This is a genomic window from Pectobacterium sp. CFBP8739 (genome assembly GCF_013449375.1).
In the GTDB taxonomy this organism is placed as follows: Bacteria; Pseudomonadota; Gammaproteobacteria; order Enterobacterales; family Enterobacteriaceae; genus Pectobacterium.
Genome location: NZ_JACDRR010000010.1, coordinates 368,346 through 383,028, shown reverse-complemented (window position 1 = coordinate 383,028; position 14,683 = coordinate 368,346). Strand labels below are relative to the sequence as shown.

The following is a 14,683-nucleotide window of genomic DNA, read 5'->3' as shown; positions in this document are numbered from 1 at the left end:
GCCATCCTCATTGCGAAACGCTCGGCCACCTGCTTTTTACCCTACAGGCCTATCGCCAGACGCTTAGTCTTTATCGATCCGGCTCGCTACCGCACCCTGTTGATCTTTATATTTGGCATCCTGACGGCGGTTGTAAGGACGAGCCGCCGGCCCGGAAAGCGGTTCAAAACTCAGAGCGCCAATCATCATGCCGGGGCGTAGCGCCAACGGCAACTTACCTGAATTATAGAACTCCAGCACAATTCTTCCTTGCCAACCGGGATCAATACGGTGTGCGGTGACGTGAACCATCAATCCCAGGCGTGCCAGCGAAGAGCGGCCATCCAGCCAGCCAACCAAGTTATCCGGCAGCGTCACGGATTCAAACGTCACTGCCAGCGCTAACTCTCCCGGATGCAGGAAGAACGCCTCACCTTCTGGTAAATTGATTTCATCACTCATGACGCGATCCAACGCCGCACTGACCTCATCCTTCGGCCCGCTTAAATCAATGAAAGGCGCGGTGTGTCCGCGGAAGACGCGAAACTGATTTCCCAGGCGAACATCAACGGTCGCGCCAGAGATCCTCTCGGTTGGCGGACGGGGCGTAATCACCAGTCGGCCATCATCCAGCCAGGCTTCAATGTCACGGTCACACAGTCTCATTTTATTCTCCATTCGACACCGGTATCTATCAGATAAACCTCATCTCTTTCCGTCATACATCACACTGCGGCGGCGTGTACCAAACGTCAACGCCGGTCACACAACCTGAATGATTCAGGGTATCTTATTCAAAGAATTGGCTTATCTTGGCTTTCAAAATATCAATCGCAATACGGTTTTTCCCACCGCGCGGCACGATAATATCGGCGTACTGCTTGGATGGCTCAATGAATTGCAGGAACATCGGGCGCACGGTTTTCTGATACTGTTCCATCACAGAATCCATGGAGCGTCCGCGCTCATTCACATCGCGGCGCATACGGCGCAGCAGGCAAATATCCAGCGGCGTATCGACAAAAATAGAGAAATTCATCTCATCGCGCAGGCGTGCATCCGTCAACAACAGGATACCTTCAAGGATAATGACCTTTTTCAGCTCAATATGCACCGTTTCCTGCTTGCGGGTGTGTTCGACATAGCTGTACTGCGGGACTTCAATTGCCTGACCCGCTTTAAGCATCTGTAAATGCTTCAGCAGCAGGCTGTGATCCATTGAACTCGGGTGGTCATAGTTGGTTTTTACCCGCTCTTCCATCGTCAGGTGGCTTTGATCTTTATAATAGCTGTCTTCAGATATCACCCCGATATGCTGATCGCCGACCTGATCGCGTAATTCCCGATACAAGGTACTGGAAATAAGACTTTTACCCGAAGCGGACGCTCCTGAGATCCCGATGATGACACACTGGTGAGACTGATCAGTCATGGTATTAACGACCTGATTAACATAAATAAAGAGAGGGGAATGCGCCAATAGGCGCTTTGACGCCGCAATTATAGGGAGTTAGCCCCCTTCACGCCACCCTTTCCGCGCATTGCGCCCCAGAGAAGCAAGGACTGGCGCAGGGTCAAGCCGGGACAGATCCCGGCCTTATAGCGGGCTACAGTGCCCGGAAAGAAATTTCGCCGGGAATAACGGCACCCTGCCAGTAGAGCTGAGCGGCAACCTGCCCTGCCAACTCACGGTACAGAGACGTGAATTCACTGCCCGGCTGGCTGACGACCGTCGGCTCACCGCGGTCAAGATCTTCACGCAGGGAGATGTGCAGCGGAAGCTGGCCTAATAGGGAACAGTGGTATTTCTCCGCCAGCTTCTGTGCACCGCCCGTACCGAAGATCGGCTCCAGATGACCACAGTTGCTACAGATATGTACGCTCATATTCTCAACGATGCCCAGTACCGGCACACTGACTTTTTCAAACATCGCGATGCCCTTCATGGCATCCATCAGTGCGATATCCTGTGGCGTCGTCACGACGACGGCACCCGTGACAGGAATATTCTGCGCCAGTGTCAGTTGAATATCACCCGTGCCAGGCGGCATATCTAATACCAGATAGTCCAGATCCGGCCAGAGTGTATCCTGCAATAATTGCAATAACGCCTTGCTGGCCATCGGCCCACGCCACACCATCGCGTTATCGTCCGTGACCAGATAACCAATCGAGTTGGTTGCCAGACCGTGCGCGATAATCGGCGCCATATGTTGACCGTCTGGCGAGGTTGGGCGCTCACTGGCCGAACCCAGCATCGTGGGAATAGAAGGGCCATAGATATCGGCATCCAGAATGCCCACATTCGCACCTTCAGCCGCCAGCGCAAGCGCCATGTTGACCGCCGTACTCGATTTGCCGACTCCACCTTTGCCGGAGCTGACGGCAATGATGTTTTTAACGCCCTTCACGCCGGCTTGATCGTTAACCCGACGCAACGTCGCGATATCGTGCGTTAAACGCCATTCGACCGCCTTTGCGCCTGATAAACGTAATAGCTCATCGCTAGCCGTTTCTTTTAATACTGCCAAACCGCTCAGCCAGACAAACGGCATCGTCAGTTCGATATGCAACACGTTATCCAGCAGCGCACAATGGCGCAGCGCATTGAGTGTCGTCAGATTATTTTTCAGTGTCGGGTGCTGAAAAGTAGATAAAACCCCGGCGACCATCGCACGTAGTGCTTCAGGGCGTTGTTCGGGGACTGTCGCGTTCATTCCGGCTCCTTGAAATTCTCATATTTGACCGTTGAGACCGTATATAGCATACCAGAGCGAGGGGAGCCTGACGCTCTTCGGCGTCAAAAACGTGGAAACGCTACGCAAATTAAAATCAGCTAGGGGGTTTCCTGCCGTTTTTACTCACGCCAGCGGTTTACGCAGCAAGGCGCTATCGGTTAACATCGATCTCCCTCTATTCACAAAAGAAAGCAAGTTCCTCATGACTCAAGTCGCAAAGAAAATCCTGGTAACGTGCGCGCTGCCTTACGCTAATGGTTCAATCCACCTCGGTCATATGCTTGAACACGTTCAGGCCGATATTTGGGTTCGTTACCAGCGAATGCGCGGCAACCAGGTTCACTTTATCTGTGCGGACGACGCTCACGGCACGCCAATCATGCTGAAAGCACAGCAGATGGGGATTGCGCCGGAAGAGATGATTGCGGCGATGAGTCAGGAGCATCAGCAGGACTTTGCCGGTTTCAATATCAGCTATGACAACTACCACTCTACGCATAGCGAAGAGAACCGTGAGCTGTCAGGTCTGATTTATCGTCGACTGAAAGAGAACGGCTTTATTAAAAATCGCACCATTTCTCAGCTGTACGATCCAGAGAAAGGCATGTTCCTGCCGGATCGTTTCGTCAAAGGCACCTGCCCGAAATGTAAGGCAGCCGACCAATACGGCGATAACTGCGAAGTCTGCGGTGCGACCTACAGCCCAACAGAGCTGATCGAACCAAAGTCTGTGGTGTCTGGTGCCACGCCAGAAATGCGTGAAACCGAACACTTCTTCTTCGATCTGCCTGCGTTCAGCGAGATGCTGCAAGCCTGGACGCGTTCCGGCGCATTGCAGGAACAAGTCGCTAATAAGATGCAGGAGTGGTTCGACTCTGGCCTGCAACAGTGGGACATTACCCGAGACGCACCGTATTTCGGTTTTGAAATTCCTGATGCGCCGGGCAAATATTTTTATGTCTGGCTAGATGCGCCAATCGGCTACATGGGGTCGTTCAAAAATCTGTGCGACAAGCGTGGCGATCTGAATTTTGATGATTTCTGGAAGAAAGACTCCGACGCAGATTTGTATCACTTCATCGGTAAAGACATCGTTTATTTCCACAGCCTGTTCTGGCCGGCGATGCTGGAAGGCAGCGGTTTCCGTAAGCCGACAAACCTGTTCGTACATGGTTATGTCACCGTCAACGGTGCCAAGATGTCTAAATCACGCGGTACCTTCATCAAAGCGGGCACGTATCTGCAACATCTGGATGCCGATTGCCTGCGTTATTACTACGCGGCAAAACTGTCTTCTCGCATTGATGACATCGATCTGAATCTGGAAGATTTCGTGCAGCGCGTGAATGCTGACATCGTGAACAAGGTCGTCAACCTAGCATCGCGTAATGCTGGTTTCATCAACAAGCGCTTTGACGGCAAGTTGGCGGACACACTGGCCGATGCTGAGCTGTACAAAACCTTCACCGATGCCGCCACCAGCATTGCGGAAGCCTATAGCAGCCGTGAATCCGGCCGTGCCATTCGTGAGATCATGGCGTTGGCGGATATCGCCAACCGCTACGTTGACGAACAGGCACCATGGGTTGTAGCGAAAGCAGAAGGTCGGGATGAAGATCTGCAAGCTATTTGCTCAATGGGCATCAACCTGTTCCGCGTACTGATGACCTACCTGAAGCCCGTGCTGCCTGCATTGGCACAGCGCACGGAAGCGTTTTTGAACACGGAACTGAGTTGGGATGCAATTGCCACGCCGCTGCTGAGCCATCAGGTTAGTCCATTCAAAGCGCTGTTCAACCGTATTGATCTGGATAAAGTTAACGCAATGGTTGATGCGTCGAAAGAAGACATGGTCGCCGCACAAAAAGTTGTGTCTGGCCCACTGGCAGATAATCCGGTGCAGGACACCATCAACTTTGACGATTTTGCTAAAGTCGATATGCGCATCGCCTTGATTAAGCAAGCTGAATTGGTTGACGGCTCTGACAAACTATTACGTTTGACGTTGGATCTGGGCGGCGAAACTCGTCAGGTCTTCTCCGGTATTCGCGAAGCGTATCCCGACCCGGCCAAACTGGAAGGTCGCTTAACTGTCATGGTCGCCAATCTGGCACCGCGTAAAATGCGCTTCGGCATCTCGGAAGGGATGGTGATGGCAGCCGGTCCCGGCGGCAAAGATATCTTCCTGCTGAGCCCAGACAGCGGCGCCCAACCGGGCATGCAGGTCAAATAACCACCCCATCAAGCCGGATTTTTATCCGGCTTTTTTTTGCAACAATTCCTCCACAAACTCCCGCTTATTCTCCTTTGACCGACTCGTCACGCCACATTATTTGTAACCATGAAATAACAAATTCGCTATGCATTACAGTATATAACGAATAAAAAATATACCTCTTTATAGGTGTTATGGGGGTTTAAATACTTAAATTTTGATTTTGCGCAAAGCCCACAATTTATGTGTTGTTAAATTGCTCGCAACAAAAATGACACATAATTACACAGGGAAACTAATGCAACTAAATAGAAGAGGTTTCTTTAAAGTTTGCGCGGGGGGGATGGCTGGAACCACTCTCGCGGTATTGGGCTTTACACCCACGGAAGCAATGGCATCAGTACGTCAATATAAGCTGTTACGCGCAAAAGAGACGCGTAACAACTGCACATACTGTTCGGTCGGCTGCGGTGTGCTCATGTATAGCTTGGGCGATGGCGCCAAGAATGCAAAACCTTCTGTTTTCCATATCGAAGGTGATGCGGATCACCCAGTCAGCCGTGGCTCCCTTTGCCCGAAAGGTGCGGGTCTGGTTGACTATATCCATAGCGAAAACCGCCTGCTCTACCCTGAATACCGCGCCCCCGGCTCCGACAAATGGCAGCGAATCAGCTGGGACGATGCGATCGAACGTATCGCACGTCTGATGAAAGCAGACCGTGACGCTAACTTCCAACGGACTAACGCCAAAGGCGACACCGTCAACCGCTGGCTGACTACCGGTATGCTGTGTTCTTCTGCTGCCAGCAACGAAACGGGTATTCTCGACCAAAAATTTGCCCGTTCTCTGGGCATGATCGCCATCGACTGCCAGGCTCGCCTGTGCCACGGACCAACGGTTGCCGCGCTGGCCCCGACATTCGGCCGTGGCGCCATGACCAACAACTGGGTTGATATCAAAAACGCCAACGTCATCATCGTCATGGGCGGCAACCCAGCAGAAGCACACCCAGTCGGTTTCAAATGGGCCGTTGAAGCGAAAACGCACAATAAGGCGAAACTGATCGTTGTCGATCCGCGTTTTAACCGCTCCGCGGCCGTTGCCGATCTCTACGCGCCTATTCGCGCAGGGTCAGACGCCGCCTTTCTGTTAGGCATCGTTAACTATCTCATTACTCACGATAAAATTCATCATGAGTATGTGGTGTCTTACACCAGCGCCAGCCTGATCGTACGAGACGATTTCAGCTTTGACGAAGGCTTGTTCAGCGGTTACGACGCACAAAAACGTCAATATGATAAATCCAGCTGGCAGTATGAGCTTGATGAAGCTGGCTTTGCCAAACGCGACACTACACTATCTCACCCGCGCTGCGTCTGGAATCTGCTGAAGAAACACGTTTCCCGCTATACGCCAGAAATGGTGACATCCCTGTGCGGTACATCCGCCAAAGATTATGAAACGATCTGTCGCACGTTAGCCGAAACCTGTGTACCGAATAAAACGGCGACGTTTATGTACGCCTTAGGCTGGACGCACCACACCAACGGAGCACAGATCATTCGCTCAGCGGCCATGATCCAACTGTTACTTGGTAACATCGGTATGGCAGGCGGCGGCATCAACGCCCTGCGCGGTCACTCTAACATTCAGGGCTATACCGACCTTGGCCTGCTGTCGTTAAATCTGCCGGGCTATATGCCGTTGCCGTCAGAAAAACAGCCGGATCTGAAAACCTATCTGGGTCAAATCACGCCGACCGCGCTGCTGCCCGACCAGGTTAACTATTGGAAAAATACACCAAAATTCTTTATCAGCATGATGAAGAGCTTCTACGGTGATAATGCGCAAGCGTCGAATAACTGGGGTTATGACTGGCTGCCGAAGTGGGATCGTAGCTACGATGTCATGGTGCAAACCGAGCTGATGGTGGAAGGCAAAATGAACGGCTATATCGTTCAAGGTTTCAACCCCGTTGCCGCGTTTTCCAACAAGAATAAAGCGACCGAAGCCCTCTCCAAACTCAAGTATATGGTCATCATCGATCCACTGGTCACGGAAACGTCTACATTCTGGCAGAATTATGGCGAATTCAACGACGTGGATACAAAGTCCATTCAAACTGAAGTTTTCCGTCTGCCTTCTTCCTGTTTTGCCGAAGAGAATGGGTCTATTGCCAACTCAGGCCGTTGGTTGCAGTGGCACTGGGCGGCGGCTGAGCCACCAGGTGAAGCGCGTCATGACGGAAAAATCCTTGGTAAGTTGCTGATGCGTCTACGGGAATTGTACCAAGAAGAAGGGGGCACCTACCCCGACCCAGTGCTCAACATCAACTGGAACTATAAAGACCCAGAAGACCCAACACCGGAAGAGATTGCCCGCGAAGCCAACGGTATGGCGCTGGCCGATATCTATGATGACAGCGGAAAATTGATCTTGAAAAAAGGTCAGCAGCTCGCCGACTTCTCACAACTGCGTGATGACGGCTCCACATCCAGCTTCTGTTGGATCTATACCGGTAGCTGGACGGAAGCGGGTAACCAGATGGACAGACGCGATAATGCGGATGCCGGTTTGGGTTGCACGCCGAACTGGGCATGGAGCTGGCCACAAAATCGGCGCATCCTCTACAACCGTGCCTCGGCCGATTTGCAAGGGAAACCGTGGGACAGCAAGCGTAAATTACTGGAATGGAATGGTCAGAAATGGCAAGGCATTGATGTGCCTGACTTCGCCGCGACCGTCCCACCGGGTAAAGACACTGGGCCATTCATCATGCTGCCGGAAGGTCTGGCACGTTTGTTCTCCGTAGACAAACTGGTAGACGGGCCGTTCCCTGAGCACTATGAACCGATCGAATCGCCTATCGGTACTAACCCGCTGCATCCATCGGTGGTGTCCAGCCCGGCGGCGCGTTTGTTTGAACGCGATGCGAAAACCATGGGCACTGCGAAGGATTTCCCTTACGTGGCGACAACATACTCAATTACCGAATTGTTCCGTCACTGGACAAAACACGCTCGTCTGAACGCCATTGTACAGCCGGAACAATTTGTCGAAATCGGTGAAAACCTGGCGAAAAGCAAAGGCATTAAAGCGGGCGATGAAATCAAAGTTTCCTGTCAGCGTGGCTACATCAAAGCCAAAGCGGTGGTCACCAAACGAATCAAAACGCTGGAAATTGCCGGACGCAGCGTGGAAACCGTAGGTATCCCTTGCCACTGGGGCTTTGAAGGAACCACGCGTAAAGGGTTCCTGGCTAATACACTCACCCCGAGCGTCGGCGACGCTAATTCACAAACGCCTGAGTACAAAGCGTTTTTGGTTAATGTAGAGAAGGTGTAAGGGTAGCCAACTATGTCAATGCAATCACAAGATATTATTAAACGTTCGGCCACCAACGGCTTTACACCGCCTCCGCATGTGCGTAACGACAAAAGCGAAGTGGCAAAACTGATCGATGTCACCACCTGCATCGGCTGTAAAGCCTGCCAGGTTGCCTGCTCAGAATGGAACGACATCCGCGATGAAGTTGGCCATAACCTCGGGGTTTATGATAACCCAGCGGATCTGAGCGCCAAATCCTGGACGCTAATGCGCTTTTCCGAAGTGGAAGAGAACGATCGTCTGGAATGGCTGATCCGTAAAGATGGCTGTATGCATTGTAGCGATCCGGGCTGTCTGAAAGCCTGCCCTTCCGCTGGCGCCGTCATTCAGTATGCCAACGGGATCGTTGATTTTCAGTCCGAGCATTGTATCGGCTGCGGCTATTGCATCGCCGGTTGCCCGTTCAATATCCCCCGTCTGAATAAAGAAGATAACCGCGTCTATAAGTGTACGCTGTGCGTCGATAGAGTCAGCGTTGGGCAAGAACCTGCCTGCGTGAAAACCTGTCCGACGGGTGCCATTCGTTTCGGTACGAAAGAAGAGATGAAGCATCTGGCGGAAGAACGCATCACCGATCTGAAAAGCCGTGGTTATGAAAACGCAGGCCTCTACGATCCGCAGGGTGTGGGCGGTACGCATGTGATGTATGTTCTGCACCACGCGGACAGACCATCGCTCTATCACAATCTGCCAGATAACCCGCAGATTTCCACGCCGGTCAATCTGTGGAAAGGCATTCTGAAACCGCTGTCCGCGCTAGGGTTTGTCGCCACGTTCGCCGGGTTAATGTTCCACTACGTCGGTGTCGGTCCGAACACTGAGGAAATGGATCATGATCACGAGGGAGAAGACAAAGAAGGGGGAGACAAACATGAGTAAGCCACAAATGATTTTGCGCACCAAGTTTATCGATCGCATCTGTCACTGGATTGTAGTGATTAGCTTTTTCTTGGTCGCGCTCTCTGGTATTGCTTTGTTCTTCCCAACCCTGCAATGGCTGACACAGACGTTTGGTACGCCACAAATGGGGCGCATTTTGCACCCGTTTTTTGGCGTGCTGATCGTCATCTGTCTGATCCCGATGTTTTTCCGGTTTGTTAGTCATAACATACCGAAGAAGCGTGACTTGCCGTGGTTCCTCAACATTATTGAAGTGTTGAAGGGCAATGAGCATGAAGTCTCTGAAGTGGGTAAATACAATCCAGGCCAGAAGATGATGTTCTGGAGCATCATGGGGCTAACGCTGGTACTGCTGATCACTGGGGTTATCATGTGGCGCCCCTATTTCGCCCACCAGTTCCCGATTGATATCGTGCGCTACGCTATTCTGATTCACGCTGCTGCGGCTATCGTCCTCATCCATGCCATCCTGATCCATATGTATATGGCGTTCTGGGTGAAAGGGTCGATCAAAGGGATGATTGAAGGCAAAGTCTCCAAGCGCTGGGCGCGTAAACACCACCCGCGCTGGGCGCGTGAAATGGAAGAGAAAGAAACGAAGAAATAACTCGCTCTCTTCTACACTCGTCATACTCCCAAATGCCCGCTTCGCGGGCATTTTCTTTTTATCCGCAGTCAGCACGAATCGTTATAACTTAAACCCAAACGTCATAATGCTCCCCTCTTCCTCGTCTATCGCTCAACGGCTATGATGCAGTATCACTTTTAAATAGACATCCAGACATAAAGACAGCTATAAAGTAGTCACGCAGAAAACATAACAATACTGCCATCGACACGACACACTATCGTCAACACAAGATCCTTTTATAAAACGCCATGGAGCTGATAATGAAGAAATTTACGCCTGCCCTGCTTGCACTGAGCTTACTGACCGCATTACCGGCACTGGCCAATCAAAGTGCCATCATTGCTCCCGTTCCAGCCGCTATCGCCAATCATAACGGCCCAGTTCGCATCGCCGTTATCCGCAATCTGGGATCGGACGACAACACCACGCAGTTTGTTTCCGGTGTGCTCGAAGAAGGTAAAAAGCTGGGCTTCAAGGTCAGTACCTTCCTGAGTAACGGCGATGATGCCCGTTTTCAGGATTTCGTGAATCAGGCGATTAGTCAGAAATATGACGGTATCATCCTGTCACAGGGTCGCGATCCCTACTCTACCGATTTGATTAAACGCATCGTCGATAGCGGTATTGCCGTCTCCGTGTTTGATACCGCCGTGAACGGCGACATTCCCGGCGTGACCGTCACCCAACAGGATGACGCCTCACTGACTAACGAATCACTCGGCCAACTGGTGAAAGATTTCAACGGTAACGCCAATATCATCAAGCTGTGGGTTGCTGGCTTCCCGCCGATGGAGCGTCGTCAGCTCGCCTATCAGCAGATCCTGAAAGCTAACCCTGGCATCAAAGAGTTGGAATCGATTGGTGCCGTGTCTTCTGATGTTCAGGGCGATACCGCGAACAAAGTCGGCGCGGTACTGGCGAAATACCCGAAAGGCAAAATCGATGCAATCTGGGGCTCTTGGGATGCCTTCAGTCAGGGCGCTTATAAGGCCTTGAAAGAAAACGGCCGGACCGAAATCAAACTGTACAGCATCGACATCTCCAATCAGGATTTACAGCTGATGCGCGAAGCGAGCAGCCCGTGGAAAGTCAGCGTGGCCGTCGATCCAAAACTGATCGGTAAAGTGAACCTGCGTCTGGTTGCCAACAAGATTGCTGGTGAACCCACGCCTGCTACCTACGAGTTCCGCGCTGCCGCGATTCCACAGGCGCTGTTAGCCAGCCAGGCTGGTGCAGTCAACGTCGCCGGATTGGCGAAAATCATCCCAGGCTGGGGCCAAACGGATGATTTTATCGCACCGTGGTTTGCTACACTGGAAGCCAAACAGGCGAAATAATAGGAGATAACTCATGGCATCGATCCCTCTGCCCACCCCCGATTACAGCCGTAATATGCGGCTGATTGGGCACAGCGATCAGGGTGGCAGACCCGACGGCGTGCAGGTGATGGTTCATCGCGGCTACGCTTATATCGGGCATATGGTTTCACAAGGCGTGTCGATTGTGGATGTGCGCGATGCCAAGAATCCCAAGCCGGCGGGGTTTATTGCTGCCCCGCCAGGCACCTGGAATATCCATCTGCAAACGCATGATGACCTTCTGCTTGTCGTTAACGCGCGCGATTTGTTTGCCGACGCCAGCTTCGCCGAGGAAAAGGTCTATTACACCCGCTCCGTCGCCGACACGGTCAGTACCAAGCAGCATGGCAAAAGCTGGAGTGCCGGATTACGGATTTTCGATATCTCAACGCCGGATAAACCACGTGAAATCAGCTTCCTGCCGCTGGACGGTATCGGAATTCACCGCATCTGGTACGTGGGCGGGCGCTGGGCCTATGTCTCCGCGCTGCTTGATGGCTATAGTGACTACATCTTTTTGACTATCGATCTGGCCGATCCACTGCGTCCGGAAGTTGCTGGTCGTTATTGGCTACCCGGAATGCACACCGCAGGTGGAGAAACCGCAAGCTGGCCAGACGGCAAGCGTTACGCACTGCATCATGCCATCATCAGCGGCGATACTGCCTATGGCAGTTGGCGCGATGGCGGGCTGACCCTGCTGGACGTAAGCGATCGCACCAATCCACAGCTCATCAGCCACCGTAACTGGAGCCCGCCGTTTGGCGGCGGCACCCATACCGCGCTGCCGTTACCGGATCGCGATCTGCTGATCGTGTTGGATGAAGCGGTTTTGGATAATCAGGAAGACGGCGAGAAATTGATTTGGGTATTCGATATTCGTGAGCCGAGTAATCCCGTGAGCATCGCCACCTTCCCGCAGCCGAAAGAGATAGACTATGTGAAGAAAGGCGCACACTTTGGCCCACATAACCTGCATGAAAACCGGCCGGGCAGTTTCATCAGTTCGTCACTGATTTTCGCCACGTATCAAAATGCGGGCGTGCGGGCTTACGACATCAGTAATCCGTACCAGCCGAAAGAAACCGGTGCGCTGGTGCCTGCCGCCCCCACCAGCATGGTCGATAAACGCCCTGGCAGGCCGCAGATTATTCAATCTTGCGATGTGTTTGTTGATGCCAACGGCATCATCTACAGCACAGATTACAACGCAGGTTTGTCGATCATCGAATACCGAGGTTAATCGAAAAAAAGCCCTGCGGATCAATGCAGGGCTCAATCTCAATGTGGTGCTTGGTTTACTTAGTGCTTAGTTTACTTAGTGCTTAGCTAACTTAGTCCAGCGCCAGCACCGACACCCACATTGGCCCCTGACCGACGGCGTAACGCGCCAGCGGTTGCAGATCGCCCGAGTTCTGGTCGATGTGATACACCTCAATGTGCTGGGATTTTTGGCCTGCTGAAATCAGGAACTCACCGGTGTCGTCGATATTGAAACCACGCGGCTGCGTTTCGGTTGGCTGATGACCCGCCAGCGTTAACGTGCTGCCGTCTTCTGATACCTGGAAAACACTCAGCAGGCTGGCAGTACGATCGCTGATGTACAGGAAGCGACCATTCGGCGTAATGTGAATATCTGCCGCCCAACGCGTATCGCTGAAGCCTGCTGGCATAGCATCCAGCGTTTGCACTTTCTGCAATTCCCCACTGGCTGCATCCAATTGATATACGTCTACCGAGCTATCAAGTTCATTCACACAGTAAGCAAAGCGTTGATTCGGGTGGAAAGCCATATGGCGTGGTCCGGCACCCGCGACCGCCGTCATTTCAGCCTGACGGTGTACGCTCAATTCGCCCGTCGCACCCAGATCGTACAGACGAATGCGGTCTTCTTTCAGGCACGGTGCCCACACAACAGAATTGGTTGGATCAATATTGGTAGAGTGGCACCCTTCCAGTCCGTCCAGTTGTTGGATCGGCTCGCCGACGATGCCATCCGCACCAATCGGGCTAACACTAACGCAGGCACCGCTGTAAGACGCGCTGAACAGGAAACGTCCGTCTTTATCGGTAGACAGATGCGTCGGGCTGCCCGGTAAAGAGGCGACACCCGCTTCCGTCAATTTACCCTGTTCATCAATACGATAGCTCAGAACCCTGAAATCAGGACGAACCCCGACATACAGGTGACGCTTGTTCGGTGCGATCACCATCGGCTGAACTTGCCCTGAAACATCAACGGTTTGCAATAATGTCAGATTTCCCTGAGCACCGAGTTGCCAAACATGAATCTGCTGGCTTTCCGGGCTGGCGACATAAACCACTTGCTGCATCGTATTCTCCTTATTTTTCACGCGAATGTGGCGGCACAGGAAGGCTCAAAAGAAGTTCATCAGAAGGATAATGAACCTGCTCAACCTGACGCACGGTATACCATAAATGACCCATCACTTTATTCTACAGAGACATCGCAAGGCTACTATTGATTTGAGTAATGGCGGCAGTACGGACATGGATGCATAGGCACTAAAAGATCCGGTTATGATAACGTCCGCGTAGAACGTGTTTTCATTTGCTGGAAATGGAATGGAGCCACGACAAACGCTTTATCCACCGTAAAATCATGAAGACAACGGTGTTTAATTATATAGAGTGCGATTACAATCGCTTGCGTTATGACAGTATGCGTAGCGGTTGCAGCCCAGAACCGTTTGAAACCAGAATCGGTCTTAGAGCCGAGTCCATATTACATGGGTAAGATCACACTTATAGAATCACCGATTCTTTCTAGTTTGAATATGCAGGAGATGAGTCATGACCAGCGAACCTCGCGGTCGAGGAAGACCACGAAAAATAGAAAGTACCTATGCAGATACTCGTAATGATCTGATCCGCAGTGGGCTTGAACTTCTGACGCAGAATGGATTTCTTTCGACGGGTGTCGATGCCATAGTCAAAAATGCCAGTGTCCCTAAAGGCTCATTTTATTATTACTTCAAGAGCAAAGAGGAATATGCCCAGACCGTTCTGAATGCCTATGACAGCTTCTTCGAACATAAATTAAAAAAACATCTGCATGCACCATTTTGCACCCCCATGTTACGTCTGGAAAATTTTATCCACGATGCCTGCGACGGGATTAAAAGGTACAATTTCACTCGGGGATGTCTGGTTGGAAATATGATGCAGGAGAGCCCAGGGCTTCCGCCATCCTTTATCAAACAGCTACAGGATATTCTTGAGAACTGGCAGTCACTTGTTGCGGCCTGTCTGTCAGATGCATTATCTTCAGGCGAAATATGCTCAGATATGAATGATAAACAACTGGCGGCTATTTTCTGGAGTGGCTGGGAAGGAGCCGTGATGCGCGCCAAACTTTATTGTTCAACCCAGCCTGTATACGATTTCTGGCGCTATTTCAAAACGTCTGTACGCTGTCTGCCGTCACACGATGCGGCAGTTGAAAAATGAAAA

12 protein-coding genes are annotated in these 14,683 nt (G+C 51.8%); 8 read left to right on the top strand and 4 right to left on the bottom strand.

What is annotated here, in order from left to right; genetic code table 11:
* Window positions 1-63: 63 nt before the first annotated feature.
* The 3 genes from dcd to apbC form a co-directional block, all read right to left on the bottom strand.
* Window positions 64-645 carry a dCTP deaminase gene (gene dcd, locus H0247_RS10215; protein ID WP_180742428.1) on the bottom strand — a complete coding sequence of 194 codons (582 nt, stop codon included), beginning with the start codon at window positions 643-645 and terminating at the stop codon, window positions 64-66.
* Between the two features lie 124 nt (window positions 646-769).
* The gene (gene udk, locus H0247_RS10210; protein WP_015839564.1) at window positions 770-1,411 is read right to left on the bottom strand and encodes a uridine kinase; all 642 of its coding nucleotides are present in this window, start codon (window positions 1,409-1,411) and stop codon (window positions 770-772) included.
* A gap of 175 nt (window positions 1,412-1,586) precedes the next feature.
* Entirely contained in the window at window positions 1,587-2,696 is a 1,110-nt protein-coding gene (gene apbC, locus H0247_RS10205; RefSeq protein ID WP_180742427.1) for an iron-sulfur cluster carrier protein ApbC, read from the bottom strand.
* Between the two features lie 223 nt (window positions 2,697-2,919).
* On the opposite strand from apbC, the gene metG reads away from it, so the two are divergent.
* The 6 genes from metG to H0247_RS10175 all read left to right on the top strand — a co-directional run bounded on the left by metG (window position 2,920) and on the right by H0247_RS10175 (window position 12,452).
* A complete protein-coding gene (gene metG, locus H0247_RS10200; protein WP_180742426.1) occupies window positions 2,920-4,950 on the top strand; it encodes a methionine--tRNA ligase in 2,031 nt (676 codons plus the stop codon).
* Window positions 4,951-5,230: 280 nt separating this feature from the next.
* A complete protein-coding gene (gene fdnG, locus H0247_RS10195; protein WP_180742425.1) occupies window positions 5,231-8,278 on the top strand; it encodes a formate dehydrogenase-N subunit alpha in 3,048 nt (1,015 codons plus the stop codon).
* A gap of 12 nt (window positions 8,279-8,290) precedes the next feature.
* Entirely contained in the window at window positions 8,291-9,199 is a 909-nt protein-coding gene (gene fdxH, locus H0247_RS10190) for a formate dehydrogenase subunit beta (RefSeq protein ID WP_180742424.1), read from the top strand.
* Entirely contained in the window at window positions 9,192-9,827 is a 636-nt protein-coding gene (gene fdnI, locus H0247_RS10185; protein WP_180742423.1) for a formate dehydrogenase-N subunit gamma, read from the top strand. Before fdxH ends, fdnI begins: the two co-directional genes overlap by 8 nt.
* A 284-nt stretch (window positions 9,828-10,111) precedes the next feature.
* Window positions 10,112-11,188 (top strand): sugar ABC transporter substrate-binding protein, encoded by a 1,077-nt coding sequence (locus tag H0247_RS10180; RefSeq protein WP_180742422.1) that lies wholly within the window; start codon window positions 10,112-10,114, stop codon window positions 11,186-11,188.
* A 13-nt stretch (window positions 11,189-11,201) separates the two neighbouring features.
* Window positions 11,202-12,452, top strand: coding sequence for an LVIVD repeat-containing protein (locus tag H0247_RS10175; protein ID WP_180742421.1), 1,251 nt, complete (start codon window positions 11,202-11,204; stop codon window positions 12,450-12,452).
* 91 nt (window positions 12,453-12,543) lie between these two features.
* Here H0247_RS10175 and pgl read toward each other — a convergent pair whose 3' ends face one another.
* Entirely contained in the window at window positions 12,544-13,542 is a 999-nt protein-coding gene (gene pgl, locus H0247_RS10170) for a 6-phosphogluconolactonase (protein WP_180742420.1), read from the bottom strand.
* Between the two features lie 239 nt (window positions 13,543-13,781).
* On the opposite strand from pgl, the gene H0247_RS20010 reads away from it, so the two are divergent.
* Together H0247_RS20010 and H0247_RS10160 are read left to right on the top strand one after the other, a co-directional pair.
* Complete coding sequence (locus H0247_RS20010) at window positions 13,782-13,967, top strand: IS3 family transposase (RefSeq protein ID WP_180742419.1); 186 nt, start codon at window positions 13,782-13,784, stop codon at window positions 13,965-13,967.
* Window positions 13,968-14,023: 56 nt separating this feature from the next.
* Complete coding sequence (locus tag H0247_RS10160) at window positions 14,024-14,680, top strand: TetR/AcrR family transcriptional regulator (RefSeq protein ID WP_180742418.1); 657 nt, start codon at window positions 14,024-14,026, stop codon at window positions 14,678-14,680.
* The last annotated feature ends 3 nt before the right edge of the window (window positions 14,681-14,683 follow it).

What these genes read in the sequence shown, in the direction of transcription:
- dcd (WP_180742428.1), bottom strand. Translation starts at nt 645, where the DNA reads ATGAGACTGTGTGACCGTGACATTGAAGCCTGGCTGGATGATGGCCGA.
- udk (WP_015839564.1), bottom strand. Translation starts at nt 1,411, where the DNA reads ATGACTGATCAGTCTCACCAGTGTGTCATCATCGGGATCTCAGGAGCG.
- apbC (WP_180742427.1), bottom strand. Translation starts at nt 2,696, where the DNA reads ATGAACGCGACAGTCCCCGAACAACGCCCTGAAGCACTACGTGCGATG.
- metG (WP_180742426.1), top strand. Translation starts at nt 2,920, where the DNA reads ATGACTCAAGTCGCAAAGAAAATCCTGGTAACGTGCGCGCTGCCTTAC.
- fdnG (WP_180742425.1), top strand. Translation starts at nt 5,231, where the DNA reads ATGCAACTAAATAGAAGAGGTTTCTTTAAAGTTTGCGCGGGGGGGATG.
- fdxH (WP_180742424.1), top strand. Translation starts at nt 8,291, where the DNA reads ATGTCAATGCAATCACAAGATATTATTAAACGTTCGGCCACCAACGGC.
- fdnI (WP_180742423.1), top strand. Translation starts at nt 9,192, where the DNA reads ATGAGTAAGCCACAAATGATTTTGCGCACCAAGTTTATCGATCGCATC.
- H0247_RS10180 (WP_180742422.1), top strand. Translation starts at nt 10,112, where the DNA reads ATGAAGAAATTTACGCCTGCCCTGCTTGCACTGAGCTTACTGACCGCA.
- H0247_RS10175 (WP_180742421.1), top strand. Translation starts at nt 11,202, where the DNA reads ATGGCATCGATCCCTCTGCCCACCCCCGATTACAGCCGTAATATGCGG.
- pgl (WP_180742420.1), bottom strand. Translation starts at nt 13,542, where the DNA reads ATGCAGCAAGTGGTTTATGTCGCCAGCCCGGAAAGCCAGCAGATTCAT.
- H0247_RS10160 (WP_180742418.1), top strand. Translation starts at nt 14,024, where the DNA reads ATGACCAGCGAACCTCGCGGTCGAGGAAGACCACGAAAAATAGAAAGT.